The sequence below is a fragment of the Micromonospora sp. NPDC000663 genome (assembly GCF_042898105.1).
Taxonomy (GTDB): domain Bacteria; phylum Actinomycetota; class Actinomycetes; order Mycobacteriales; family Micromonosporaceae; genus Micromonospora.
On sequence record NZ_JBIAYR010000009.1, the window covers coordinates 42771 to 67507 of the forward strand.

The 24737-nt window shown below is 70.6% G+C and carries 25 protein-coding genes; 13 read left to right on the forward strand and 12 right to left on the reverse strand.

Features of this window, described 5'->3' with window-relative positions:
- Positions 1-57 precede the first annotated feature (57 nt).
- From rfbB to ACFY1S_RS24420, 6 genes are read left to right on the forward strand one after another with little or no spacing between them, the layout of a single operon-like run.
- Positions 58-1059, forward strand: coding sequence for a dTDP-glucose 4,6-dehydratase (gene rfbB, locus ACFY1S_RS24395; protein ID WP_364365336.1), 1002 nt, complete (start codon positions 58-60; stop codon positions 1057-1059).
- Positions 1056-1943, forward strand: coding sequence for a dTDP-4-dehydrorhamnose reductase (gene rfbD, locus ACFY1S_RS24400; RefSeq protein WP_387122250.1), 888 nt, complete (start codon positions 1056-1058; stop codon positions 1941-1943). Before rfbB ends, rfbD begins: the two co-directional genes overlap by 4 nt.
- A complete protein-coding gene (locus tag ACFY1S_RS24405) occupies positions 1940-2311 on the forward strand; it encodes a DUF2304 domain-containing protein (RefSeq protein ID WP_139584287.1) in 372 nt (123 codons plus the stop codon). The genes rfbD and ACFY1S_RS24405 overlap by 4 nt, the downstream gene beginning before the upstream one ends.
- Positions 2304-3005, forward strand: coding sequence for a glycosyltransferase family 2 protein (locus ACFY1S_RS24410; protein ID WP_354828841.1), 702 nt, complete (start codon positions 2304-2306; stop codon positions 3003-3005). Before ACFY1S_RS24405 ends, ACFY1S_RS24410 begins: the two co-directional genes overlap by 8 nt.
- Positions 3002-4315, forward strand: a complete 1314-nt coding sequence (locus ACFY1S_RS24415; RefSeq protein WP_387122255.1) for a lipopolysaccharide biosynthesis protein — start codon at positions 3002-3004, stop codon at positions 4313-4315. The genes ACFY1S_RS24410 and ACFY1S_RS24415 overlap by 4 nt, the downstream gene beginning before the upstream one ends.
- Positions 4312-5340: a glycosyltransferase family 2 protein gene (locus tag ACFY1S_RS24420; RefSeq protein WP_364365346.1), complete on the forward strand. Its 1029-nt coding sequence runs from the start codon at positions 4312-4314 to the stop codon at positions 5338-5340. The genes ACFY1S_RS24415 and ACFY1S_RS24420 overlap by 4 nt, the downstream gene beginning before the upstream one ends.
- Before the next feature lie 53 nt (positions 5341-5393).
- Here the strand turns inward: ACFY1S_RS24420 and prcA are convergent, their stop codons facing one another.
- The 7 genes from prcA to ACFY1S_RS24455 all read right to left on the reverse strand — a co-directional run bounded on the left by prcA (position 5394) and on the right by ACFY1S_RS24455 (position 12211).
- The gene (gene prcA, locus ACFY1S_RS24425) at positions 5394-6230 is read right to left on the reverse strand and encodes a proteasome subunit alpha (protein WP_387122259.1); all 837 of its coding nucleotides are present in this window, start codon (positions 6228-6230) and stop codon (positions 5394-5396) included.
- Between the two features lie 58 nt (positions 6231-6288).
- The gene (gene prcB / locus ACFY1S_RS24430; protein ID WP_357991453.1) at positions 6289-7128 is read right to left on the reverse strand and encodes a proteasome subunit beta; all 840 of its coding nucleotides are present in this window, start codon (positions 7126-7128) and stop codon (positions 6289-6291) included.
- The gene (locus ACFY1S_RS24435) at positions 7047-7328 is read right to left on the reverse strand and encodes an endonuclease VII domain-containing protein (RefSeq protein ID WP_364365352.1); all 282 of its coding nucleotides are present in this window, start codon (positions 7326-7328) and stop codon (positions 7047-7049) included. The genes prcB and ACFY1S_RS24435 overlap by 82 nt, the downstream gene beginning before the upstream one ends.
- A gap of 107 nt (positions 7329-7435) precedes the next feature.
- Positions 7436-7651: a ubiquitin-like protein Pup gene (locus ACFY1S_RS24440; RefSeq protein WP_088948111.1), complete on the reverse strand. Its 216-nt coding sequence runs from the start codon at positions 7649-7651 to the stop codon at positions 7436-7438.
- 90 nt (positions 7652-7741) lie between these two features.
- Positions 7742-9004: an acyltransferase family protein gene (locus tag ACFY1S_RS24445; protein ID WP_387122264.1), complete on the reverse strand. Its 1263-nt coding sequence runs from the start codon at positions 9002-9004 to the stop codon at positions 7742-7744.
- Positions 9005-9081: 77 nt separating this feature from the next.
- Positions 9082-10599 (reverse strand): depupylase/deamidase Dop, encoded by a 1518-nt coding sequence (dop, locus tag ACFY1S_RS24450; protein ID WP_364365359.1) that lies wholly within the window; start codon positions 10597-10599, stop codon positions 9082-9084.
- Positions 10600-10636: 37 nt separating this feature from the next.
- Positions 10637-12211, reverse strand: a complete 1575-nt coding sequence (locus ACFY1S_RS24455) for a DUF2142 domain-containing protein (protein ID WP_387122267.1) — start codon at positions 12209-12211, stop codon at positions 10637-10639.
- A gap of 153 nt (positions 12212-12364) precedes the next feature.
- On the opposite strand from ACFY1S_RS24455, the gene ACFY1S_RS24460 reads away from it, so the two are divergent.
- Positions 12365-12766: a GtrA family protein gene (locus ACFY1S_RS24460; RefSeq protein ID WP_387122270.1), complete on the forward strand. Its 402-nt coding sequence runs from the start codon at positions 12365-12367 to the stop codon at positions 12764-12766.
- Positions 12767-12828: 62 nt separating this feature from the next.
- Here ACFY1S_RS24460 and arc read toward each other — a convergent pair whose 3' ends face one another.
- A complete protein-coding gene (arc, locus tag ACFY1S_RS24465; RefSeq protein ID WP_354828865.1) occupies positions 12829-14613 on the reverse strand; it encodes a proteasome ATPase in 1785 nt (594 codons plus the stop codon).
- A gap of 178 nt (positions 14614-14791) precedes the next feature.
- Here arc and ACFY1S_RS24470 point away from each other — a divergent pair, with 178 nt between their 5' ends.
- The gene (locus ACFY1S_RS24470) at positions 14792-15085 is read left to right on the forward strand and encodes a ferredoxin (RefSeq protein ID WP_139584278.1); all 294 of its coding nucleotides are present in this window, start codon (positions 14792-14794) and stop codon (positions 15083-15085) included.
- 49 nt (positions 15086-15134) lie between these two features.
- On the opposite strand, the gene ACFY1S_RS24475 is transcribed toward ACFY1S_RS24470, so the two are convergent.
- From ACFY1S_RS24475 to ACFY1S_RS24485, 3 genes are all read right to left on the reverse strand, one after another.
- Complete coding sequence (locus ACFY1S_RS24475; protein ID WP_387122274.1) at positions 15135-15707, reverse strand: hypothetical protein; 573 nt, start codon at positions 15705-15707, stop codon at positions 15135-15137.
- 76 nt (positions 15708-15783) lie between these two features.
- Positions 15784-16782 carry a tRNA (adenine-N1)-methyltransferase gene (locus tag ACFY1S_RS24480; RefSeq protein ID WP_387122278.1) on the reverse strand — a complete coding sequence of 333 codons (999 nt, stop codon included), beginning with the start codon at positions 16780-16782 and terminating at the stop codon, positions 15784-15786.
- Complete coding sequence (locus tag ACFY1S_RS24485; protein WP_387122628.1) at positions 16779-17870, reverse strand: site-2 protease family protein; 1092 nt, start codon at positions 17868-17870, stop codon at positions 16779-16781. The genes ACFY1S_RS24480 and ACFY1S_RS24485 overlap by 4 nt, the downstream gene beginning before the upstream one ends.
- Positions 17871-18010: 140 nt before the next feature.
- Here ACFY1S_RS24485 and ACFY1S_RS24490 point away from each other — a divergent pair, with 140 nt between their 5' ends.
- Entirely contained in the window at positions 18011-18925 is a 915-nt protein-coding gene (locus tag ACFY1S_RS24490) for a RecB family exonuclease (RefSeq protein ID WP_387122281.1), read from the forward strand.
- A 20-nt stretch (positions 18926-18945) separates the two neighbouring features.
- Here the strand turns inward: ACFY1S_RS24490 and ACFY1S_RS24495 are convergent, their stop codons facing one another.
- A complete protein-coding gene (locus tag ACFY1S_RS24495) occupies positions 18946-19833 on the reverse strand; it encodes an alpha/beta fold hydrolase (RefSeq protein WP_387122284.1) in 888 nt (295 codons plus the stop codon).
- An 80-nt stretch (positions 19834-19913) separates the two neighbouring features.
- On the opposite strand from ACFY1S_RS24495, the gene ACFY1S_RS24500 reads away from it, so the two are divergent.
- The 4 genes from ACFY1S_RS24500 to ACFY1S_RS24515 all read left to right on the forward strand — a co-directional run bounded on the left by ACFY1S_RS24500 (position 19914) and on the right by ACFY1S_RS24515 (position 24732).
- The gene (locus tag ACFY1S_RS24500) at positions 19914-20393 is read left to right on the forward strand and encodes a MarR family winged helix-turn-helix transcriptional regulator (protein ID WP_387122287.1); all 480 of its coding nucleotides are present in this window, start codon (positions 19914-19916) and stop codon (positions 20391-20393) included.
- Positions 20390-21076, forward strand: coding sequence for a response regulator (locus ACFY1S_RS24505; protein WP_387122290.1), 687 nt, complete (start codon positions 20390-20392; stop codon positions 21074-21076). Before ACFY1S_RS24500 ends, ACFY1S_RS24505 begins: the two co-directional genes overlap by 4 nt.
- Positions 21077-21409: 333 nt before the next feature.
- Positions 21410-22177, forward strand: coding sequence for an ABC transporter ATP-binding protein (locus ACFY1S_RS24510; protein ID WP_364365389.1), 768 nt, complete (start codon positions 21410-21412; stop codon positions 22175-22177).
- Positions 22177-24732, forward strand: coding sequence for an ABC transporter permease (locus tag ACFY1S_RS24515; RefSeq protein WP_387122294.1), 2556 nt, complete (start codon positions 22177-22179; stop codon positions 24730-24732). Before ACFY1S_RS24510 ends, ACFY1S_RS24515 begins: the two co-directional genes overlap by 1 nt.
- Positions 24733-24737: the final 5 nt, after the last annotated feature.

Here is a 24737-nt window from a genome sequence, read left to right on the forward strand (position 1 = left end):
GTGCGCGGGGGTCGCGTCCCACGACCCGCGCCGAACGTCGCGTACACTTTCGGACCCGTGAGGATCCTCGTCACCGGCGGAGCCGGATTCATCGGGTCGGAGTACGTTCGACTGCTGCTGGGCAAGCCCCTGGGCAGCGCTGACGGCGTGCCACCGCTCGAACCGGCGGTCGTGACCGTGCTCGACAAGTTGACCTACTCGGGCAACCGGGCCAACCTCGATCCCGTCCGCGACGACAGCCGTCTGCGGTTCGTGCAGGGTGACATCTGCGACCCGGTGGTGGTCGACGAGGTCGTCGCCGACCACGACGTGATCGTGCACTTCGCCGCCGAGTCCCACGTCGACCGCTCGATTGCCGGCGCCGCGCCGTTCGTCACCACCAACGTGCTGGGCACCCAGACCCTGCTCGACGCCGCGCTGCGGCACGGCACCGGCCGGTTCGTGCACGTCTCCACCGACGAGGTCTACGGCTCCATCGACGAGGGCTCCTGGACCGAGACCTGGCCGCTGGCCCCGAACTCGCCGTACTCGGCGTCCAAGGCCGGCTCCGACCTGCTGGCCCTGGCCTACCACCGCACCCACGGCATGGACGTGGTCGTCACCCGCTGCTCCAACAACTACGGTCCGTACCAGTTCCCGGAGAAGGTCATCCCGCTGTTCGTGACCAACCTGCTCGACGGCGGGACGGTTCCGCTCTACGGCGACGGCGGCAACATCCGCGACTGGCTGCACGTGCACGACCACTGCCGGGGCATCGCCCTGGTCCAGCAGAAGGGCCGCGCCGGCGAGGTCTACAACATCGGCGGCGGCACCGAGCTGACGAACAAGGAGCTCACCGGCCGGCTGCTGGAGGCCTGCGGCGCCGACTGGGACCGCGTCGTGCCCGTCGCCGACCGCAAGGGCCACGACCGCAGGTACTCCCTCGACATCACCAAGATCAGCGAGGAGCTGGGCTACCGGCCCAGCATCACCCTCGAGGACGGCCTCGCCGACACCGTGCGCTGGTACCAGGAGAACCGTGCCTGGTGGGAGCCGCTGAAGTCGGCGCCCACCGCATGACCCGTCTCCTCGTCACCGGCGCCGGGGGGATGCTCGGCCGGGACCTGGTCACCGTCCTGGAGACCCGGCCCGACCTGAAGGTCACCGCCGCCGCCCGTGCCGACCTGGACGTCACCGACCCCGCCGCGGTCCGCGCCGCGGTCGCCGGGCACGACGTGGTGATCAACGCCGCCGCATGGACCAACGTCGACGGCGCCGAAGCCGACGAGGCGGCGGCCACCGCCGTCAACGGCCAAGGCGTGGCGAACCTCGCGGCGGCGTGCGCCGCCGGCGGCACCAGGCTGATCCAGGTCTCCACCGACTACGTCCTCGCCGGCGACGCGGACTCCCCTTACCCGGAGGACGCGCCCACCGCGCCTGTCAACGCGTACGGGCGCGGCAAGCTGGTCGGCGAGCAGGCCGTCGCCCGCCTGCTGCCGGACACCGGGTACGTGGTCCGCACCGCCTGGCTGTACGGCGCGCACGGGCCGAACTTCGTGGCCACCATGCTGCGGCTCGCCGAGCAGCGCGAGCACCTCGACGTGGTCGACGACCAGCACGGGCAGCCCACCTGGTCGTACCGCCTGGCCGAGCGGCTGGTCGCGCTCGCCGACGCCGCCCTGGACGGTCGGGCGGCGCCCGGCGTCTACCACGGCACCTGTGCCGGCCAGACCACGTGGTACGGGCTCGCCCGCGCCGCGTTCACGCTGGCCGGTCTCGACCCGGACCGGATCCGACCCACCACCAGCGACCGGTATCCTCGTCCCGCCCCCCGTCCGGCGTACAGTGTGCTAGGGCACAGCCGTTGGGCGGTCGCGGGTCTGCCGCCTCTTCCGGATTGGCACTCCACCCTGGTTGACGCGTTCCACTCCCCCGCTCCACCCGCCCCGTGGAAGGTCGCATGAAGCTCACCCTCGTCACCGGCCTGACCGGCCTGCTACTGCTCGGCACCATCGTCGAGCTGCTGCGCCGCCGTCAGCTGCGGGAGAAGTACGGCATGCTCTGGCTCGCCGTGCTGATCATCGTGATTCCGCTGTCCCTGTTCCCCCGGCTGCTCGACAACGTCGCCGAACTCCTCGGCGTCGCGTCCGGTGTCAGCCTGGTGCTCTTCCTCGGCATCGTCTTCCTGCTGCTGGTGTGCGTACACCTCAGCTGGGAGGTGAGCGCCCTGGAAGAAGAGACCCGCACCCTGGCCGAAGACTTCGCCCTGCTCCGCGCGCAGATCGACGCGGACCGGGCGGCCCGAGACGAACTGGTGTCCACCGATGGTTAACGGCAAGCGCACCTTGATCATCATTCCGGCCCTCAACGAGTCGGGGTCGATCGCCGACGTCGTCGGCGAGGTCCGCGGCGAACTGCCCGGCGTCGACGTGCTCGTCGTCGACGACGGCTCCACCGACCGCACCGCCGCGGTCGCCGCCGCCGCGGGTGCCCGGGTCGCGAAACTGCCGTACAACCTCGGTGTCGGCGGGGCCATGCGCCTCGGCTACCGGTACGCCCGGGACAACGACTACGACGTCGCCATCCAGATCGACGCCGACGGCCAGCACGACCCCCGGTACGTGCCGAAGCTCGTCGATCTGCTGGACGACAACGACCTGGTCATCGGCGCGCGCTTCGCCGGCGAAGGTGACTACAACGTCCGCGGCCCCCGCCGCTGGGCCATGGTCATGCTCTCCGGCGTGCTGTCCCGGGTGGCCCGCACGAAGCTCACCGACACCACGTCCGGCTTCCGGGCCGCCAACCGGCGGGTCATCGAGATGTTCGCCGGGTGGTACCCGGCCGAGTACCTCGGCGACACCGTGGAGACCCTCGTGCACACCGCCCGGCGTGGCTACCGCATCCGGCAGGTGCCGGTGGCCATGCGCAAGCGGATGGCCGGCACGCCCAGCCACTCCCCCGCCAAGGCGATGATCTACCTCGGTCGCGCGTTCGCGGTGCTCACGCTGGCGCTCATCCGCCGGTGATTCGACGGCTACTGAGCCTGGTCCCGCCCGGCACCGTCGCTGTCGGTGCCGGGCTGGCCCTTCTCGGGCTCGCCTCCTACGTGCATCTGGCAGTGGCCGGGCACAGCCTCACCGAGGCGGACTACAACTCGCTCTCGGTGCTCTGGACGATCGTGTTCACCCTGGGCATCGGCATGTTCATGCCCGTCGAGCAGGAGGTCGCCCGGATCATCGCCGCCCGGCGCAGCCAGGGGCTGCCGGCCGGTCCGGTCCTGGCGCGGGGTGGTCTGCTCGCGGCAGCCATCCTGCTCGGGCTGGTCACGCTGATCCTCGTCGCCCGCCAGCCGATCGCCGATCGGCTGTTCGGCGGCGACGGCACGATGGTCACCGTGCTCATCGGAGCGCTGGCCGCGCTGGCGGTCGCGCACACCACCCGGGGCGTGCTCGCCGGGCTTCAGCTCTTCCCCTGGTACGGCACGCAACTCGCCCTCGACGGCGGGCTGCGCATCGCCCTGGTCGTCCTGCTCGGCCTCGCCGGCGTCACCTCGCCCGTGTGGTTCGGCGCCGTCCTGGTCATCGCGCCCCTGCTCGGGGTGGCGCTGACCACCCCGCCGGTCCTGCGGGCGGCCGGCGGCGGCACCGCCGTGGCCTGGACGACGCTGGTACGTGGTCTGGGTCTGCTCGTGGTCTCCAGTCTCCTCGCGCAGGTCGTTGTCAACATCGGTGTGATCAACGTGAAGTTGCTCGACCCGAGCGACACCGCCACCGCCGGAGCCCTGCTGTCCGCGCTCGTCCTGGTCCGGATCCCGCTGTTCGTCTTCGCCTCGCTCCAGGCGTCGCTGCTGCCCGGCCTGGCCACCGCAGCCACCACAGGTGACCACGCCGCCTTCCGGAGTCTGCTCCGGCGGGCCCTGGGCGTCGTCACCGCGCTCGGCGTCGCCGGGGCGGTCCTCGCCGTCCTGCTCGGTCCCTGGCTGGTCCGCACCCTGTTCGACGCCCCGGACGTCCTCGGCCACGGCGACTTCGCCTGGCTCGCCGTCGCGACGCTCGCCTACCTGTGGGCGATGGTGTTCGGCCAGGTGCTGCTGGCGCTCAACAGGCACCGGGCGCAGGCCGTCGCCTGGTGCGTCGGCGTCGCGGTCCTCGTCGCCGTCACGCTCATCCCGCTCCCGGTCGCCCTGCGCGTCGAGATCGGGTACGCCAGTGGCTCGGTGATGGTGGCGGCCGTGATGGCCTTCCTGCTGCGCAACGCCGTCCGTCCCGGCCCCACCACCCCCCTCGCCCCCTCGCGCGACACCGTCGCTGTCGGCCCCACCGGAGGCACCCGATGATCCGACCACGGGTGAGCGCGGTCATGCTCGCCTACGGCCCGGAGCCGTACCTCGTCGACGCCGCTCGGGCGGTGCTGGCCAGCACCGACGTCGAGGTCGACCTCATCGTTGTCGACAACGGCTGCACGGGGGACGGCATCGACATCGTCAAGGGCCTGCCCGGGGTACGGGTGGTGCGACCGGAGGAGAACACCGGCTACTCCGGCGGCTGCCGGGTGGGCGCGGCCGAGGCGACCGGGGACTGGCTCGTGTTCGTCAACTCCGACGCCGTGGTGGCGCCGGACGCCGTGGCGAAGACGACGGCCGTGGCCGCCGAGCCGGGCGTCGGCGCGGCGATGGCGTCGATCCGGCTGGCCGACCAGCCCGAGTTGATCAATACCAGTGGCAACCCGCTGCACTTCACCGGCCTCTCCTGGGCCGGCGGGAACGGCGAGCCGGCGAGCGCCCACGCCCAGCGCAAGGTCGTTCCCTCGCTCAGCGGGTGCTGCTTCGTGATCAGCCGTCAGCTCTGGCGGGACCTCGACGGCTTCGCCGCCGAGTACTTCGCGTACCACGAGGACACCGAACTCAGCCTGCGCCTCTGGCAGCGGGGCCTGCGCCTCGAGTACGTGCCGGACGCCGTCGTGCTGCACCACTACGAGTTCTCGCGCAACGCCCTGAAGCTGTACCTCGTCGAGCGGAACCGGCTGGTCACCCTGCTCACCGCGTACGAGGCACGGACCCTCGTCGTGCTGTCACCCGCGCTGCTGCTCACCGAGGTCGCGATGCTCACCGCCGCGATCGTCGGCGGATGGTCCCGGCAGAAGGCGCGGGGTTGGGGCTGGCTGTGGCGCAACCGCGGCTGGGTACGCGCCCGCCGGCGGCAGCTGCAGACCGAACGTCGGGTGCCGGACGGGGTCATCGCGGAGCTGATGACCGGCCGTGTCACGCCCTCAGGTGTGCCCACCACCGCCGGGCTGGGCGTCTTCAACGCGGTCGCCGGCGGCTACTGGGCGCTGACCAGGCCGCTGCTGCGCCGGCGGTGAAGCACGCGGTGCCGGGCTCGTCGTCGAGCCCGGCGCCGCGTGACAGCCGATTCCTAGCGTTCGCCACCCTCGGCCGGCCGGTCCTCCAGGTCCGCCGAACCCGCCGACGTGGTCGGCTTGTGCGCCTCAGTGGTCGGCACGGTGGGCTCCGCGCCGCCGCCCGCCCCGGCGGCCTGCCCGCCGGCCTCGACCTCGCCGTCCAGCAGCGCCGTCAGCGCGGCGCCGGTGATACGACGGAAGGTACGCCCCACCCGCTGGCGGTCCAGGACGGCCACCTCGAGCTGGTTGGCGGCGATCGTCCGGGCGGCGCCACCCTCCCCACCGACGCTGCTCAGGGCCTGCACCGCCACCTTGACCGCCTCGGCCAGGGACATGTCCGCGCGGTGCTGTGACTTCAGCACACCGGTGATCGCCTCGGCCTGGCCGCCCATCGCCATGCGGCCCGGCTCGTCGTTGACCGAGCCGTCGTAGGTCAGCCGGTACAGCTCGTCGGCGTCCGCGGTCGGGCCGACCTCCGCCACGCAGATCTCCACCTCGAAGGGCTTCGACTGCTCGGTGAAGATCGCGCCGAGCGTCTGCGCGAACGCGTTGGCCAGGGCGCGGCCGGTGACGTCACGCCTGTCGTAACTGAGGCCGTTCAGGTCGGCCATCCGTACGCCGGCGCGGCGCAGGTTCTCGAACTCGTTGTACCTGCCGACCGCGGCGAACCCGATCCGGTCGTAGATCTCGCTGACCTTGTGCAGGGCGCTGGAGAGGTTCTCCGCGACGAAGAGGACCCCGCCGGCGTAGCTGAGGACCACCGCGCTGCGACCCCGGGCGATGCCCTTGCGGGCCAACTCGGAACGGTCCCGCATGATCTGTTCGGGAGAGGCGTAGAACTGCATTGCCACGGCGGCGATTCTCCTTACGGCGCTGTGCTGACGACTGCTGACTGGTGGGGCGCGGGTCTCAACCGCCCGGATTCTCCATCCGGCCGGCGACCACGCCCTCGGCGATCGCGGCCGTCTCGGTGTCGGTCAGCCGGCGGGTGCCCTCGGCGGTCGCGGTCATCACCACCGGATAGATCCGGCGGGTCAGATCCGGTCCGCCGGTAGCGGTGTCGTCGTCGGCGGCGTCGTAGAGCGCCTCGACCGCGAGCCGGGTCGCGTCCTCGACGGACAGACCAGCCCGGAAACGCTTCTTCAGCGCCGACTTGGCGAAGAGTGAGCCGGAGCCGATGGCGTCGTACCCGGTCTCCTCGTAGGGGCCGCCTGTCACGTCGAAGCTGAAGATCCGGCCCGCCGTCGCCGCGTCACCCGCAGCCAGGTCGAAGCCGGCGAACAGCGGCACCACGGCCAGCCCCTGCATGGCGGCGCCCAGATTGCCGCGGATCATCGAGGCCAACCGGTTGGCCTTGCCGTCGAGCGAGAGCATCGCGCCCTCGATCTTCTCGTAGTGCTCCAACTCCACCTGGAACAGTCGCATCAGCTCGATGCCGATGCCCGCCGTGCCCGCGATGCCGACCAGCGAGTACGCGTCGGCCGGGTGCACCTTCTCGATGTCCCGCTGGGCGATCAGGTTGCCCATGGTGGCCCGTCGGTCGCCTGCCATCACCACGCCGCCGGCGGCCGAGATGGCCACGATGGTGGTCGCGTGCGGCGCCAGGTCGGCGGCCATGCCCGGGGGCAGGGGTCGCCGGCCGGGCAGCATCTCGGGGGCCACCCGGCTCAGAAACGTGGTGAAGGACGACGTCCCCGCGTTGGTGAACACATCTGGTAGACGCCCGGATGGATCAAAGCCCGCTGCCACGTGGTTCCTCTCAGGTACGTGATCGCCCTGGCCAGCCTCATGGGACTGTCACGGAACTGGCCAAGACCACCGTTGCAGTTGAAGCAGAGTATCCCGCGCACCCACCCGGTGCGATGATCGTGGTCCAGATGTTGCGGGTCGGCCTCGCCACAGATGGCGCAGAGCCCGCCCTGTTCGGCAGGGAGCTCGGCGAACTCCATCTCTCACCCACGGCGTACCGCCGCCGGGCGGTCTCCTCGCCTCGGCACTGCGACAGGGCTTGCGGAAGCCCACCTCCGACCCCGGGCCGGAGAATCGGACATGTGCCCTATTCCCCGCCCTTCTGGACGTAACCCCTCACGAACTCTTCCGCGTTCTCTTCGAGGACGGAGTCGATCTCGTCAAGCAGGTCGTCGACGTCCTCGGTGATCTCGGCGTGCCGCTCGGCCACCTCGGGGTTGGCCTCGGTGGTGACGTCCTCGATCTCCTCGCCCTGACGGGACTTGCCGGACTGCGACTGGCCGCCGCTGTCATGAGTGGCCATGGCTGTCTCCTCCACGATCGTCTGGCATGAAATCTACCCCGCTCGGGCGACAGAAAGCCCTCACGTCAGGAGTGTTCGCGTCTGTTGCGTTCAGCCCCGGGGAGCCGACGCGTCCGCCGTGACCGGCGCCGGGCCGGGCTCTGGCGTGCGCTCCGGCTCGCGCGACGGTCGCACCGACGCGTCCTCGGGCGGCGCCTGACGACGAAGGCGCGGAGTCCAGTCCTTGAACCGCAGGGCCTGCTTCTCCACCAGATGCCAGGACAGGAAGGCCAGGACCACGGTGCAGATCATGACCACCGCGAAGTACCCGACGAAGCCCCAGGCCGCCGCACCCAGCCAGGCCAGCATCTGTTGCACGACGAAGGAGTAGATGTAGATGCCGTACGAGTAGTCGTTCTTCTGGCCCACCACGTGCAGCAGACGAGGCAGCCGGACGGCGAGGTAGAGGATCGCGTACTCGTAGGCGAGCAGGGCCGGGCCGAACAGGTGACCCTCGAGTGTCTGCCAGCCGGTCACCACTATGGCGAGCACGCCGAGGACGTCGCTGATGGGCAGCTTGTCGCTGTACAGGTCCGCCACGGCGCCCACGAGGAACATGAAGCCGAAACGCAGGAACCAGATCTTGCTGAGCGCGCCGAGCAGCGGCAGCGGGCCGAGCGAGCCGCTGGTGAAGTACGTCGCCCCGCCGAAGCGCAGAGCCTCGTACTGGTTCCACAGCAGCAAACCGAAGACGAGGACGGCGGCGGCGAGCACCAGCCACCGGGCGCGACGCAGCACCGCCACCACGGCCAGCGACGCCACGATCAGATAGCAGAAGATCTCGTAGCTGAGCGTCCAGAGTGAGCCGTCCAGGACACTCCGACGCACCAGCTCGCCGTACGGCGTGTCCCGGAAGACGTCCACGATCCCCTGCTGGCGGTAGCCACCCCACCAGTTGGCCTGGAGGAAGTTGACCACACCGGCCGGGTGACGCCACAGGCCGTCCACGTTGCCCCGCTCGGCATACCAGACGATCGGGGCCACCACGAAGCCGATGAACAGCAGACACACCCACAGCCCCGGCCAGATCCGCAGGGCGCGGTGCCACAGGTAGCGGGGCAGGCTGGCACGCCTGGCGCTGCGGGTGATGAGGAACCCGGAGATGCCGAAGAAACCGGCGACCCCCAGACCCGCCACGTCGACCACCTCGGTCAGCGGTCGGGCGTACCCGATCACCGCGGTGTGCGCGAGGACGACAGCTACGGCGAAGCAGAGCCGCAGGAAGCCGAAACTGTTGGCCCGCCCGGCGTACGCGTTCGACAGGGGAACAGCCGTCAGCGCACGCCGGCCAACCTGCCGGGCAGAGGGGAGCATCGCATCACCGTGTGGGTCGAAGATTCGGGGGACGGCCTAGCATGCCACAGCGTGATCCCCTGCGGAGGTACCGGTTCTCAGCCGCCGGTAAGCGTTTCCAGAAGGTCCTTCGCGCTGGCGCAGCGGTCGAACAGAGCACCCACGTGCGCGCGGGTGCCCCGCTCCGGTTCCATCATCGGCACCCGTACCAACGACTCCCGGCCCACGTCGAAGATCACCGAATCCCAGCTCGCGGCGACCACCTCGGAGGCGTACTGGGCCAGGCAGCGGCCCCGGAAGTAGGCCCTGGTGTCCTCCGGCGGCTCGGTCATCGCGCGGCGCGTCTCGTCGTCGGTGAGCAGCGTCTTCATGGCGCCCCGGGTGACCAGCCGGTGGTAGAGGCCCTTCTCCGGGCGGACGTCGGAGTACTGCAGGTCGACCAGCTGGAGCTTGTGCGAGCCCCAGCCGAGCTTCTCCCGCTCCCGGTAGCCCTCCAGCAGCCGCAGCTTGGCCACCCAGTCCAGCTCGTCGGCGCAGAGCATCGGGTCGCGCCCGAGCCGGTCGAGCACGCTCTCCCAGCGGTCGAGCACGTCGACAGTCTGCTCGTCGGCGTCGGTTCCGTACCTGTCGTCGACAAAGGACCGGACCCGCTCCAGGTACGCCCACTGCAGGTCGAGGGCGGTGAGCCGGCGACCGTCACGCATGCGCATCAGATGCGACAGGCTGGGGTCGTGGCTGACCGCCCGCAGCTCGCTGACCGGGTCGGCGATGCCGAGGTCGGCGCCGAGCGCCTTTTCCTCGATCATGGTGAGGATCAGCGCGGTGGTGCCCACCTTGAGGTAGGTGGAGATCTCGGAGAGGTTGGCGTCGCCGATGATGACGTGCAGCCGGCGGTACTTGTCGGCGTCGGCGTGCGGCTCGTCGCGGGTGTTGATGATCGGCCGCTTCAGGGTGGTCTCCAGGCCCACCTCGACCTCGAAGAAGTCGGCGCGCTGGGAGATCTGGAAGCCGCTCTGCCCGCCGTCCTGCCCGATGCCGACCCGGCCGGCGCCGCAGACGATCTGCCGGGTCACGAAGAACGGCGTCAGGTACGCCACGATGTCGGCGAACGGGGTCTGCCGGCGCATCAGGTAGTTCTCGTGGGCGCCGTAGCTGGCGCCCTTGTTGTCGGTGTTGTTCTTGTACAGATGGATCGGCTGGGTGCCCGGGATGGTGGCGGCCCGGCGGGACGCCTCGGCCATCACCCGCTCGCCGGCCTTGTCCCAGCGCACCACGTCGAGCGGAGTGGTGACCTCGGGGGTGGAGTATTCGGGGTGGGCGTGGTCCACGTAGAGGCGTGCGCCGTTGGTCAGTATCACGTTGGCCAGGCCGAGGTCCTCGTCGGCGAGCGCCTCCGCCGGGTCGTAGGCCGCCCCGGAGTAGGTGAAGCCGCGGGCGTCGCGCAGCGGCGACTCCTCCTCGTAGTCCCAGCGTGCCCGCCCGCCCCTGTTGAGTTCGGGGCGCGCCCCGTAGGCGTTGACCACCTGCGACGAGGTGACCATCGGGTTGGCTCCGGCCTGACCGGGCACCGAGATGCCGTACTCGACCTCGGTGCCCATGATCCGTCTTACGCTCATCGACCTACCCGCTTCGCTCGCCCGACCCGGTCCCCCGTCAGGTCGAGCGTAGTCCGCCCTGGGCGCCTGCACTCTGCAGGTGAGAGCCGGCGGGCCGGAACAGTTCGATGGATTCGGTGGCGGGACGCCCGTCGGGCGAGGTCGGTTCGTCGGTGTCGGAGGTGCGGGTGGTCCAGACGAGCCATCCGAACAGCACCAGACCGACCGTGGCGCTCAGCAGCGGAAGCACCGAGCCGACCACCGGGTGCCAGTCGCCGGCGAGCGGGTTGAGGCTGCTCAGCCCGACGTTGGCGGGTAGGCCGTTCTGCCAGCGGACCATCGTGTAGGCCAGGCAGAACAGGTGGATCGGCAGCAGGACCAGCACGGCGAGGCGGGTGAACGAGCGGGCCCGGGCCACCTCGAAGCCGCGCCGCTCGGCGGCCCACGCGGCGTAGAGCAGGACGCCTACCAGCATGGGCAGCATGTAGCGGCCCTGCGTGACGAAGCCGCTCTCGTTGACCAGGGCGATCTGCATGAGGGAGGGAACGGTCACGCCACCGCCGAGCAGCACGAGCAGGCGCCACCGGTCGAGGGTGCTGCCCCAGACGACGCCGATCAGCAGCAGCGCCCCCGCGACGAGCTGCCAGATGACGTACGGCGGCGCCGGCATGCGGGTGTCCAGCCAGGAGGTGACCCCGACGATCTGGTCCAGGTATCCCCGCCACCGGTCGGCCTCGATCAGCGCCGCCTGCCCGTAGGTGAGCGACTTGGCGGAGTAGTTGCCCAGGTCCGAGGTCTGCTGGCGGACCGTCCAGGCGAGCACTGCCAGGGTGGACAGGACGATGCCGCCCGCCCAGAGCTGTGCGGCCCGGTCACGCAGCAGGCCCACGAGGTTGCTGCGGCGCAGCGGGAAGGCGAGCGCCACAAAGGCGGTCGCGAGCCACAGCGGGCCGGTCTGGCGCAGCACCGCCAGCAGCAACCCGCTGATCCCGACCAGCAGGATCAGGTGCCGCCGGGGGCCGGGTGGGCCGATCATCAGGGGGATCACCGCGCTGAAGAAGGCGATGCCGGCCGCGATCTCCAGACCGTTGGGGTTGACCGCGCTTGCCATGTGCACGGCCATCGGAGTGGTGACCACGACCAGGGCGCCCATCATCAGGCCCCGCCGGGAGCGGTTGCGGATCACCACGAACGCGCTGGCGAGCAGCGCGGCGCAGCACAGCGCGCTGATCATGCGGGCGAGCAGGACGCCGGACCAGCCCGGCCACAGCACCGTCGGCGCGCCGACCAGGGCGTAGTAGGCGGGGAAGTAGCGGCCCGCGCCGGTGCCGGCCCGGGTCGGTGTCCGGTCACTGCCCGGCGGCTGGGCGCACGCGGCCGACACATCCTTCTTGAACTGCCAGCACTGTTCCCGGACGAGACCACCGGGAACGGTCTGGAAGGCGCCGGTGCCCTTCTTCGCGGCGGCCGGCGGGGGTGCGATCTGTCCCGCGGCGACGCCTGCCGCCCGGACGATGTGTTCGCGCTCGTCCGGCGTGCCGTCGTACGGGGCGGCCATCGACCAGGCGAAGATGAGCAGGAAGAACGCGACAAAGGCCAGGGCCCAGTGTCGTCGGGCGCCGCTCGTGGTCACTGCCGGGCTCTCGCCGGTGGCCGTTGGCGTCACTCTTCCGGGATCAGGCACGTCAACCTCGCGGCTCGCGCGGGCAGGCCCCGCTGGGTGGATGGACAGACGATAGACTCCCTCGTCGTCCTCACCGCTCCGGGTCCCCCCTTGGAGAACTCTTTGCTGTCACCTGTTGCCGACTCCGTCCGCCACCTGTCCCGACACAGTGCGGTGCGGTTCCTGGTCGTCGGGGGTCTGAGCGTCGCCGTTGACACCGGTTCACTCTTCATTTACCACGGCGTTCTACGGATCGTGCTGCCGATCGCGGCCGGCCTGTCGTTCCTGACGTCCTTCTGGGTCAACTTCGGGCTGAACCGGGCCTGGTCGTTCGGCTCGTCCGCGCAGATGGCGCCTCAGGTCGGGCGGTACTTCGCCCTGGTCCTGGCGAACCTGACCGCCAACGTGGCGCTGGTCTCCGGGCTGACCTGGGCGGGCACGCCGTACCTGCTGGCCAAGCTGATCGTGACGGCGTCGTTGTCGGCGGTGAACTACTTCGTGTCCAAGCGCTGGATCTTCGCCTGACGCTCACCCGAAACAGCATCCGGGGGTGTCCACCAGCTGGTGGACACCCCCGGATGCTGGTGTCAGAGGTACTGGCCGGTGTTGCTGGCGGTCTCGATGGACCGGCCGGCCTCGGTGCCCTTGCCGCCGGAGACGAGCGTACGGATGTAGACGATCCGTTCGCCCTTCTTGCCGGAGATCCGGGCCCAGTCGTCGGGGTTCGTGGTGTTGGGCAGATCCTCGTTCTCGCGGAACTCGTCGACGCAGGCGTCGAGCAGGTGCTGCAGGCGCAGTCCCTTGCGGCCCGAGGTGAGGAACTCCTTGATGGCCATCTTCTTGCTCCGGTCGACGATGTTCTGGATCATCGCGCCGGAGTTGAAGTCCTTGAAGTAGAGGACTTCCTTGTCCCCGTTGGCGTAGGTGACCTCGAGGAACCGGTTCTCCTCGGTCTCCGAGTACATCCGCAGCACCACGGCGTCGATCATGGCGGCGACGGTGGCCTGGGGGTCGGTTCCGTGTTCGGCCAGGTCGTCCGGGTGTAGCGGCAGCCCGGAGAGGATGTACTTGGAGAAGATGTCCTTGGCCGCCTCGGCGTCCGGTCGCTCGATCTTGATCTTCACATCGAGTCGGCCGGGTCGCAGGATCGCCGGGTCGATCATGTCTTCCCGGTTGGAGGCGCCGATGACGATGACGTTCTCCAGCCCCTCCACGCCGTCGATCTCACTGAGCAGCTGCGGGACGATCGTGTTCTCCACGTCGGAGGAGACACCTGAGCCACGGGTCCGGAAGATCGAGTCCATCTCGTCGAAGAACACGATCACCGGGGTGCCCTCGCCGGCCTTCTCCCGAGCCCGCTGGAAGATCAACCGGATGTGCCGCTCGGTCTCACCCACGTACTTGTTGAGCAGCTCGGGGCCCTTGATGTTGAGGAAGAAGCTGGTGTGCTTCTCCTTGCCCTGTCGCTCGGCGATCTTCTTGGCCAGCGAGTTGGCCACCGCCTTGGCGATCAGCGTCTTACCGCAGCCGGGCGGGCCGTAGAGCAGGATGCCCTTGGGCGGACGGAGCTGGTGCTCACGGAACAGGTCCGCGTGCAGGAACGGTAGCTCCACCGCGTCGCGGATCTGCTCGATCTGCGACTGGAGGCCACCGATGTCGCCGTAGTCGACGTCGGGCACCTCCTCCAGAACCAGCTCCTCGACCTCGCTCTTCGGGATCCGCTCGTACGCGTACGCCGAACGGGGCTCGATCATGAGCGAGTCGCCGGCGCGGATCGTCGAGCCGATGAGCGTCTCGGCGAGGTGCACGATGCGCTCCTCGTCCGAGTGGGAGACCACGAGCGCCCGGTCACCCGGACCGCCACCCGGCCCCTCCAGGATCTCCTTGAGCATCACCACCTCGCCGACCCGCTCGTAGCCGAACGCGTCGACGATGTTGAGCGCGTCGTTGAGCAGGACCTCCTGGCCGCGGCGCAGTTCGGCCACGTCCAGCGAGGGCGAGACGGCGACCCGCAGCTTGCGGCCGCCGGTGAAGACGTCCACGCTGCCGTCGTCGTGCTTTGCCAGGAAGACGCCGTAGCCACTCGGCGGTTGTGCGAGGCGGTCGATCTCCTCCTTGAGCGTCACGATCTGCGTGCGAGCCTCCTTGAGGGTGCTCACCAGCCGGTCGTTGTTTTCGGTCAGCCGCGCCAACTGTGCCTGGGTGGCCGCCAGCCGCTCTTCGAGCTGCCGGACGTGTCGGGGGCTTTCGGTCAACTTACGCCGCACCAGGGCGAGTTCCTCTTGAAGAAACGCGACCTGCGTGGAGAGATCGTGGGCTTCCTTCTCCCACCGTGCGGCGCGCGAGTCCGCGTCGTCGCTGCGTGCTGCCACGTCCCACCTCCCCGGGGGGCTTGAACGTTCTGCCCTAACACTAGCCGCTATGAGGCCGATTCGGTCCCACGCAACACCCTCGTCACCGAACCTTGATCGCCAAGGGTGGCCCGACGGGCGGGTACTGGCGTTCGGGTACCGTCGGAGGCTGGTACGGGAGAACATGGGGGGTGCACCGGTGGCCGAGGTCGCGACCGACCAGTTGCAGGTCTGGGTGGACCAGGATCTCTGCACGGGAGACGGGCTCTGTGTGCAGTACGCGCCGGAGGTGTTCGAGTTCGACATCGACGGCCTGGCGTACGTCAAGGGTGTCGACGGTGAGCTGCGGATGGCGCCGGGCAGCCGCGTCGACGTGCCCGAGCACCTGCGACTCGAAGTGATCGACTCCGCGAAGGAGTGCCCGGGCGACTGCATCCACGTGGTGCGCGGCGACGGCGTCGAGGTCGCCGGCCCGGACGCCGAGGAGGACTGAGCCCCACCGGCCGGGCCGCACGGCCCGGCCGGGTTCCAGGGGGTACGCCTCAGAGCATCGGGCGGCCGACCACCGAGGCGACAAGCCTGGCGAACTCCTCCAGCCGGGCGATCTGCCCGGCGCCACCGTCGTCGAGGGTCTTGCCGAAACGCAGCGCGTCGTGCCGCGGCGTGCCTGCCATCTCCTCACTCGGGGGCGCCTCGTCGAGCGAGGTGAGCAGCAGGTACACGTCGATGCTGTCGACCCGGATCTCGCCGCTGTCGGAGCGGTTGAGCCGACGCCGGCAGCCGACCTCGGTGACGGTGGAGGCCGGCACCACCCGCAGCGACGAGGTCATCGACCCCGGTGGCCCCTCGCCCGGCGGCACGTCCTCGCCGTGCCAGAGGATCAGCCGGCTGCCGTCGCAGACCACGACCTCCTGCCACACGCCGTTGACCTCGTTGACGAAGCGCTCCAGGGTGAAGCCCAGCACGGACGCGCCCCGCAGCACCCCACCGAGCGCCTCCAGGGCGACGTCCGGGTCGCGCAGGTAGGCCCGCGCCGCCGACTCCAGGTCCTGGTAGGGCGACCAGTCGGGAAAGACCGCCGGCAGCTCACCGCCGCCGTAGCCCGGTCGGCTCATGCCGCCGCCTCCCCCCGCCCGGCAAGGGCGGCGCCCAGCTCGATCCGCGCGGCGAGGCCGGCGCCCAGCTCGATGGTCACGGCCTGTCCATCTCCCCCGTCGCGTCGGGCTGCGCGCCTGCGGCCTGCGCGGCCGCCTGCCGGGCCGCCTCCGCCTCGCGCAGGTCCTGCCGGCGCTGCGCGTACGCCTCGGTGCCCTTGCTGGGCTTGCGCCGCCGGGGCGGCGCGGTGACGCCGGGGGCGAGCTTGCGCGCGGAGACCAGGAACGCGGTGTGCGCGATCATCCGGTGGTCCGGGCGGACGGCGAGGCCCTCGGCGTGCCAGTCGCGCACCAGCGACTCCCACGCGCGCGGCTCGGTCCAGCCGCCGCGCTCCCGCAGCGCCTCGACCAGCTCGGAGAGCTGCGGCGTGGTGGCCACGTAGCCGATGAACACCCCGCCGGGCACCAGCGCCCGCTCGACCATGTCGAGGGTCTCCCAGGGGGTCAGCATGTCCAGGATGATCCGGTCGAAGCCGGTCTCCTGGCACTGCGCGACGTCACCGACGTGCAGGTGCCACGACGGGTGCGGCCCGTTGAAGAACGCCTCCACGTTGCGCTTGGCGATCTGCGCGAAGTCGTCGCGCAGCTCGAACGAGTGCAGCTCCCCCTCGGTGCCGACGGCCCGCAGCAGCGAGCAGCTGAGCGCGCCGGAGCCGGCGCCGGCCTCGAGGACCTTCGCGCCGGGGAAGATGTCGCCCATCGCGACGATCTGCGCCGAGTCCTTCGGGTAGATCACCTGCGCGCCGCGCGGCATGGAGAGCACGTAGTCCGACAGCAGCGGCCGCAACGCCAGGAACGCCGTACCGCCGCCGGAGGTGGTCACCACGCTGCCGTCGGGCAGCCCGATCAGGGCGTCGTGCGCCAGGATGCCCCGGTGGGTGTGGAACTCCTTGCCGGGCTCCAGCGTCACCGTGTGCATCCGCCCCTTCGGGTCGGTCAGCTGCACCCGGTCGCCGGGCCGGAAGGGCCCACGGTGCACAGGTGTCAGGGCCGGGCTGGCGGCGTCGGCCGGGACGGTGGGGGACGTTGCGGTCACGATGTCATCTTCCGGTTGGGTTCGAGGAGCTGTGCCAGGTCCCCGATGTGCAGAATGCCGACGACATCTTCGCCTGACGTCACCACGTACTGCGCGCCCGGGTGGGTCTGTACGGCGTCCATCACCCGCTCCCCGTCGAGCCCGGCCGGCAACGTGGGCAGGACGCCAAGCGAGCGGGCCACGGCGTCGACCGCCAGCCAGGGGCGACGCTCGACGGGCACCGCCTCGGCCGCGGCCGGGTCGACGAGCGCCACCGGCTGGCCTGTGGAGTCGGTGACCAGCAGCGCGGCAGCGGGCTGCCCGGCCTCGGCGCGGCGCCGTTGCGCCTCGGCCAGCGGGGTGCCGGTGGGCACCGGCCAGACCGGTCGGGCCAGCCGGGACAGGTCGATCAGCGGGAATCGGCGGCTGACCCGGGCGGCGCGGATGGCCTGCCCGGCGCCCCGCCACAGGGTGAGGGCGACAAGCAGCATCAGCGGCAGCGCCAGCGGGGCGAGGTAGTCGGCGAGGGTGAGCAGCAGGACCATGGCGGCGGTGCCGACGGCGACCGCCCGGCCCGCCCAGCCCGCCACCTCGGTGCCCCGGTGCCGGTCGCGGGTCAGCCCCCAGACCAGGGCGCGCAGTGCCCGGCCGCCGTCCAGCGGCAGCCCGGGCAGGATGTTGAACACCGCCACGATGACGTTGCTCACGGCGAGCTGGAGGGCGAGCTGGTGGGCCACGGTCCGCTCGGGCAGCGCGATGGTGGCGGCGACCGCGATGACGCCGAGCACCGCGGAGACCGCCGGCCCGGCCAACGAGACCAGCAGGTCGACCCGGGGCGACGGGGCGTCGCGGTCCATCTCGGTGTAGCCGCCGAGCAGTTCCAGCGTGATACCGCGCACACCGATGCCGTAGCGCCGGGCGGTGAGCGCGTGACCCAGCTCGTGCAGCAGCACCGAGCCGAGCAGCGACACCACGAAACCGAAGCCGATCAGATAGCCGGCGAGCTGGGACAGGTCGAGCTGGCGGCGGGCGAACTCGGCGTACAGCACGGCGATCAGCGCCGCGAGCAGGACCATCGAGCCGTTGAGGTGCAGCGGCACTCCGAACACCCGGCCCACGTTGAGGCCGGGGCGCCGGTCGGGTCGGCGCGGCGGCCGGGATGTCTGCTCCATCGCCACGATGCTACGGACCGGCCGCGCCAGGGGCGGGCGGCGGTGGGTGTCACACCGGTGCCCTAACCTTTGCCCACATGACGGCGGAACCGGTCACCACCACCCAGTCCCCCCTGCCGGCGCAGACGCCGCCGACGGTGCGGGCGTCGCTGTCCCCGTCGCGGGCGGCGGATTTCAAGACCTGTCCCCTGCTCTACCGGTTCCGCAGCATCGACCGGCTGCCCGAGCGCACCACCATGGAGCAGGCCCGGGGCACGCTTGTGCACGCCGTCCTGGAGCGCCTGTTCGACCTGCCGGCCGCCGGTCGTACGCCGGCGGCGGCCGGTGATCTGGTGGCCCCCCAGTGGGACCGGCTGGTCACCGAGCAGCCGGAGCTGGCGGCGATCTTCGACGGCGCGGAGCCCGCTGGCCCGGTGGAGTTCCTGCGCTCGGCGGCCGGGCTGCTGGAGGGTTACTTCGCGGTGGAGGACCCGACCCGTCTGGAGCCGGCCGAACGGGAGAGCCTGATCTCGGCGGTGGTCGACGAGGAGCTGCTGATCCGGGGTTACCTCGACCGGCTCGACGTGGCGCCGGACGGCGCGCTGCGGGTTGTCGACTACAAGACCGGTGGCGCTCCGCGGGAGGCGTTCGAGGCGCGGGCGCTGTTCCAGTTGAAGTTCTACGCGCTGGTGCTGTGGCGCACCCGGGGCGTGGTACCCCGGGTGCTGCGGCTGCTCTACCTGCGCGACGCCGAGGTGCTCGACTACGCGCCGGACGCCGACGAGCTGGTCCGCTTCGAACGCACCGTCGTGGCGCTGTGGCGGGCGATCGAGCAGGCCACAGTTCGGCAGGATTTCCGGCCCCGGCCGAGCCGGCTCTGCGACTGGTGCAGCCACCAGGCTCTGTGCCCCAGCTTCGGGGGCACTCCGCCGCCGTTCCCGGTCGCGGGGCCCGGTGCCGATCCCCTGCGCGACGCCCGGTCCCGTCCGGTGGCACCGGGCGCCGACGACTGAGGTTCGAGGGCGCGGGCCGGTTATCCGGCGTCCACGCTCGCGGTGAAGGTGAGAAGGGCCTTGGCCAGTTCCTCCGGGGCCTCCATTGCGGCGTAGTGGCCCACGCCGTCCAGTGTCACCGACCTGACGTCGGTCGACGTCGCCTGAGACATGGTGGCGGCGGTGAAGGCACCGCCGCCCGCGCCGATCGCCAACACGGGCACGTTCAGACCGCGGGTCTGTGCGAGGGTCGTGATCTCAGGGCCCTCCCGCAGCATCGACTGGTAGAGGCCTATCGCACCGCGCCAGCCCTCCGGGCGTGCGTAGGTGCGCGCGAACTCGTCGATGTCGACGTCGGTGATCGCTCCGGGGATCGCGGTCATCGCCGGGAAGGCGTACTGGCCGAGGAACTCACGTTCACGGCCGGCGAGCAGCAGCTCGGGGATGCCGGGCGCGGCGAGGACGCCGATGTGCCAGGCGCCGCCGTGGGTGATGTCGGCCAGCATCTCGAGGCCGAATCCGGGCAGGCCCATCTCGATGGCGGTGAAGCTGAGCACGTCCTCCGGGTAAGTGGTCGCCAGGCGGAAGACCGTCGCCCCGCTGATGTCCTGCCCGGTGAGGTGGACGGGGCCGACGTGGAGGTGCGCGATCAGCTGGTGCAGGTCCTCTGCCGAGGTCGTGCTGTCGTACTCGCCCGGTCGGTTGTCCGAGTCACCGAAGCCACGCAGATCCACGGCGAAGACGCGGTGGTTGACCGCGAGCAGCGGGATGAGCTTCCGGAAGGTCCACCAGGTCTCGGGGAAGCCGTGGACCAGCAGGATCGGGGATCCGCTGGTTCCCGCGGCCACGTAGTGCAGGGTGGTTCCGTTGACCTCGACGGTGTGGTGGGTGATCCCCGGCACCGTGGGGCCAGCTGGTGTGACGGTCATGCCACTCCTCAATTAGACAGCCTAGGTGACCAATAGTAGACAGCCAAGCTGTCTTTCTGCCACTGTCGTAGCCTTCTTGCATGCCTGGCTCTGGTGCGGAACTCGCGCGACTGCTTCTCGGGGGCTTCCGCACGCTCACGGACGCCGTCATCGTCGAGTTGGCCCGACGCGGCTACGAGGACGTCCGCCCCGTTCACGAGTTCGCCATGCGGGCCATCACCGCCGGTGCCGACAGCGCCTCGGAACTGGGCCGCCACTTGTCGATCTCCAAGCAGTCCGCCGCAAAGACCATCGCGGTGCTGCAGGAACGCGGATATGTGACCCGCGACAAGGACCCTCTCGACGCCCGCCGCAAGCGGCTTCAGGTCACCGCACTGGGCTTCACGGTGCTGCGGCAAGGAGAAGCGATCTTCGACGAGCTACGCGATCAGTGGGAGCAGCAAATCGGCACCGCCGAGCTTGCGGTATTCGAGCGGCACCTGACCGCGCTGGTGGGAACCCGGCCCACGCGCTTCGACACACTGGGCCAGCTCACCCGTGACCTCGGCGAGACGGGATGACCGAGCGGGTGGCTCCGGCGCGGCCGGTGCGGATCCTGATCGCCGACGACCAGCCGTTGCTGCGCACCGGGTTCCGGATGGTGCTGGGCGCCGAGGGTGACCTGGACGTGGTGGCGGAGGCCGGCGACGGCGTGGAGGCGGTCGAGCTGTCCCGCCGGCTGCTGCCCGACGTCGTGCTGATGGACATCCGGATGCCCCGGATGGACGGGGTGGCCGCGACCAGGGCAATCGTCGACGCCCGGCTGCCGGTGCGGGTGCTGGTACTGACCACGTTCGACCTGGACGAGTACGTGGTGGGCGCGTTGCGGGCCGGGGCCAGCGGGTTCCTGGCCAAGGACGTGCCGGCCGAGGAGCTGATCGCGGCGATCCGCACGGTGGCGGGCGGGGACGCGGTGGTGACGCCGCGGATCCTGCGGCGTCTGCTGGACCGCTTCGCCGAGCTGCTGCCCGATCCGGCGCAGACGCCGTCGGCGGCGCTCGACGCGCTCACCGACCGGGAACGCGAGGTGCTGGTGCAGGTGGCGCGGGGGTTGTCCAACGCCGAGATCGCCGCGGTGTTGTCGGTGAGTGAGACCACCATCAAGACCCACGTGGGGCATCTGTTGACCAAGCTGCGGCTGCGCGACCGGGTGCAGGCCGTGGTGCTGGCGTACGAGTCGGGGCTGGTCCGCCCTCGGGCGTAGCCGCGACGGGACGGGATACCCCACCCGGCGTACCCGAAGATCCCTCCCTGGGGTGACGGCCACCGTTGCCGCCGTCACCTACCGTGACCGGAGACGGTCCGGCGCGGTTGACCCTCCTGTGACGTGAGGCGGAAGGGTCGGCGGCGAGCCCGTTCGGCAGTCGGGTCAGGGGCAACCCTGACCCGGCATGGGGGTGCACCCGCAGCGGGAAATCCGCGCCGCGTCCCCCCAGGGACGGACGGGACGGGCGTGGGCGGCACCGATGATTGAACAGTCACGCCGGACCATCGGGGGGCGGCGTGCATTTTCGGACAGACGGAAGAGGTAGATGACGTGACCGCGACGGTAGGCCAGCAGGCGCAGGCCGCGGCTCGGGCGAACGACGTGTGGAAGGTGTACGGCAGCGGCGAGGCTCAGGTCGTCGCGCTGCGGGGGGTCAGCGCCGAGTTCGAACGTGGCCGTTTCACCGCGATCATGGGCCCGTCGGGTTCTGGCAAGTCGACGCTGATGCACTGCCTGGCCGGCCTGGATTCGGTCACCAGGGGCACTGTGCAGATCGGCGAGACGACTGTCACCGGGCTTGGCGACTCCGGGTTGACCAAGCTGCGCCGCGACAAGGTCGGGTTCATCTTCCAGCAGTTCAACCTGCTGCCGACGCTCACCGCGAAGGAGAACATCCTCCTGCCGCTGTCGATCGCCGGGCGTAAGCCGGACCCGGCCTGGTACGACACGGTGATCACCACGGTGGGTCTGCGGGACCGGCTCGACCACCGGCCGGCCCAGCTCTCGGGTGGGCAGCAGCAGCGGGTGGCGTGTGCGCGGGCGCTGGTCTCCCGCCCCGAGGTGATCTTCGCGGACGAGCCGACCGGCAACCTGGACTCGCGCTCGGGCGCCGAGGTGCTCAACTTCCTGCGCGACTCGGTCCGCGAGCACGGCCAGACCATCGTCATGGTCACCCACGACCCGACCGCCGCCGCGTACGCCGACCGGGTGGTCTTCCTCGCCGACGGGGAGATCGTCTCGGAGCTGATCGAGCCGACCGCCGAGACGGTGCTGGACACCATGAAGAAGCTGGACGCTCCCGCCGAGGTGGGCAACTGATGTTCCGCGCGACACTGAAGAGTCTGCTGGCGCGCAAGGTCCGGCTGATCCTGTCCGGGCTGGCGGTGGTGCTCGGGGTCATGTTCGTCTCCGGCGCGTTCGTGCTCACCGACACGCTCGGCCGTTCCTTCGACTCGGTCTTCGCCGACGGGTTCTCCGAGATCGACGTGAACGTCGCGGCGAAGCCGAAGGTCCAGGTCAACGAGATGGAGGGCGAGCAGACCGCCGCCCCGTTGCCGGCGGCCGTGGTGGACCGGGTCAAGCAGGTGCCGGGAGTGGCGTCGGCGACGGGCGTCGTGAACGCGGACGGCGCGCGGGTCATCGGCAGCAACGGCAAGGTCGTCACGTCGTTCGGCCCGCCGCAGTTGGGCGAGAACTGGACAGGCGAGAGTGACCTGCTGCAACTGCGCGAGGGGCGCGCGCCGCAGGCCGAGGACGAGATCGTCATCAACAAGGCGTTGGCCACCACGGCGAAGGTGCAGGTGGGCCAGAAGGTCGGCGTGCTCACGGCGTTCGAGTCGAAGAAGCGGGACTTCACACTTGTCGGCATCGCCGGCTACAGCGGTGACCGGGACTCGATCGGGGGCGTCAACGAGGTCTTCTTCACCACGCCGGTGGCGCAGCGGCTGATGCTTGGCGAGCCGGACACGTTCAGCAGCATCACGGTGCGGGCCGCCGGCGGTGTCTCCGACGAGGCGTTGCGCGACGACGTGTCCCGCACGCTGGGCGCGGACTTCGAGGTGAAGACGGGCGAGCAGGTGGCCGCGGACGCCGCGGCCAGCCTGAAGGAAGGCCTGTCCTTCTTCAACAAGATCCTGCTCGGCTTCGCCGCGGTGGCGCTGCTGGTGGGCACGTTCCTGATCCTCAACACCTTCTCGATCATCGTGGCGCAGCGCACCCGGGAACTGGCGCTGATGCGCGCCATCGGGGCCAGCGGCCGGCAGATCATCGGGTCGGTGGTGCTGGAGGCCATCGCGGTCGGCCTGATCGCGTCGGTGCTCGGCCTGGCCGCCGGCATCGGGGTGGGCGCGCTGCTGGCGTTCCTGTTCGGCAAGCTGGCCGGTGGGCTCACCCTCGCCGGGATCGGGGTGCCGGCGGCGGCCGTCATCGGCTCGTTCGCCGTCGGTCTGGTGATCACGGTGGTGGCGGCGCTGCTGCCGGCACTGCGCGCGTCCCGGATCCCGCCGATCGCGGCGATGCAGGACGTGGCGACCCCGGACCGCCCGCTGACGAAGGTCACGGTCGCCGGTTCGCTTGTCACAGGTGTCGGCGCGGTGCTGCTGTTCCTCGGGCTCAGCGGCAACGCGGGCGGTCAGACGCTGTCCACCATCCTGGGCGGGGTGCTGTTCGCCTTCATCGGGGTGGCGCTGCTGACCCCGCTGATCAGCCGGCCCGTGGTGAGCCTGCTCGGCGCGATCTTCTCCTGGTCGGTGCCGGGCAAGCTGGGCCGGCTCAACTCCGGGCGCAACCCGCGCCGTACCGCGATCACTGCCGCCGCGCTGATGGTCGGCATCGCGCTGGTCACCGGCGTCACGGTGATCCTCGACTCGGCCAAGGGCAGCATCAGCGCCCTCGCCCAGGACACCATCAAGGCCGAGCTGGTGATCGCCGGCCAGCAGGGTGGCCCGCGCCCGCCGAGCTTCGACCCGGGTGTCCTGGACCGGGCCAAGGCCCTGCCCGGTGTGCGGCTGGTCGACGGCGAGTACGGCGACATGGCGAGGATCGACGGCGAGAGCACCTGGGTGGCGGCGACCAGCGACGTGGCGTCGCTGCGGCAGATCTTCGGCGCGAAGGCCACCGCCGGTGACATCGACCGGCTCGGTCCGACCCAGATGCTTGCCAGTTCGGACACCGCCACGTCCCGTGGCTGGTCGGTGGGCTCGACGGTGAAGGTGCAGCTGACCCGGGGCGAGGAGCGCACGTACACGATCAGCGGCATCTACGAGTCGTCGCAGCTGACCAACCCGGTGACGTTGCCGGCGACTGCGGCGAAGGACTTCGCCATCCCGCAGCCCATCCAGGGCTTCATCCAGCTGGCCCCGGGCACCCGGGTGGCCGACGTGCAACCGCAGGTGGAGTCGCTGCTCGCGGACAGCCCCGAGGTGTCGGTGGCTGACCGGGACGCGTTCATCAAGCAGCAGACGAGTTCGCTCGACGGGCTGCTCACGATGATCCAGATCCTGCTCGCGCTGGCCATCGTGATCGCCGTGCTCGGCATCATCAACACCCTGGCGCTGTCGGTGCTGGAGCGGACCCGCGAGTTGGGTCTGCTGCGGGCGATCGGCCTGCGCCGTGGCCAGACCATGGGCATGATCACCGTGGAGGCGGTGGTGATCTCGGTGTTCGGCGCGCTGCTCGGCGTGGCGGTCGGCACCGGTCTCGGTGCCGCAGTGGTCGAGGCGCTCAAGGACGAGGGCATCACCGACCTGGTCCTGCCCTGGGGGCAGATGGGTGTCTTCCTCGGCCTCGCGGCGATCATCGGCGTGGTGGCCGCGGTGCTCCCCGCCGTGCGGGCGGCCCGGATCAACGTCCTGGGCGCCATCGCCCACGACTGACACCG

Bases quoted from the DNA above. Each gene is read 5' to 3' on its own strand.
- ACFY1S_RS24500 (WP_387122287.1), top strand. From the start codon at position 19,914: ATGCCTGGCTCTGGTGCGGAACTCGCGCGACTGCTTCTCGGGGGCTTC.
- ACFY1S_RS24515 (WP_387122294.1), top strand. From the start codon at position 22,177: ATGTTCCGCGCGACACTGAAGAGTCTGCTGGCGCGCAAGGTCCGGCTG.
- ACFY1S_RS24475 (WP_387122274.1), bottom strand. From the start codon at position 15,707: ATGAGCCGACCGGGCTACGGCGGCGGTGAGCTGCCGGCGGTCTTTCCC.
- ACFY1S_RS24440 (WP_088948111.1), bottom strand. From the start codon at position 7,651: ATGGCCACTCATGACAGCGGCGGCCAGTCGCAGTCCGGCAAGTCCCGT.
- ACFY1S_RS24505 (WP_387122290.1), top strand. From the start codon at position 20,390: ATGACCGAGCGGGTGGCTCCGGCGCGGCCGGTGCGGATCCTGATCGCC.
- ACFY1S_RS24420 (WP_364365346.1), top strand. From the start codon at position 4,312: ATGATCCGACCACGGGTGAGCGCGGTCATGCTCGCCTACGGCCCGGAG.
- ACFY1S_RS24410 (WP_354828841.1), top strand. From the start codon at position 2,304: ATGGTTAACGGCAAGCGCACCTTGATCATCATTCCGGCCCTCAACGAG.
- dop (WP_364365359.1), bottom strand. From the start codon at position 10,599: ATGAGCGTAAGACGGATCATGGGCACCGAGGTCGAGTACGGCATCTCG.
- ACFY1S_RS24490 (WP_387122281.1), top strand. From the start codon at position 18,011: ATGACGGCGGAACCGGTCACCACCACCCAGTCCCCCCTGCCGGCGCAG.
- ACFY1S_RS24435 (WP_364365352.1), bottom strand. From the start codon at position 7,328: ATGGAGTTCGCCGAGCTCCCTGCCGAACAGGGCGGGCTCTGCGCCATC.
- ACFY1S_RS24405 (WP_139584287.1), top strand. From the start codon at position 1,940: ATGAAGCTCACCCTCGTCACCGGCCTGACCGGCCTGCTACTGCTCGGC.
- ACFY1S_RS24495 (WP_387122284.1), bottom strand. From the start codon at position 19,833: ATGACCGTCACACCAGCTGGCCCCACGGTGCCGGGGATCACCCACCAC.
- rfbD (WP_387122250.1), top strand. From the start codon at position 1,056: ATGACCCGTCTCCTCGTCACCGGCGCCGGGGGGATGCTCGGCCGGGAC.
- ACFY1S_RS24445 (WP_387122264.1), bottom strand. From the start codon at position 9,004: ATGCTCCCCTCTGCCCGGCAGGTTGGCCGGCGTGCGCTGACGGCTGTT.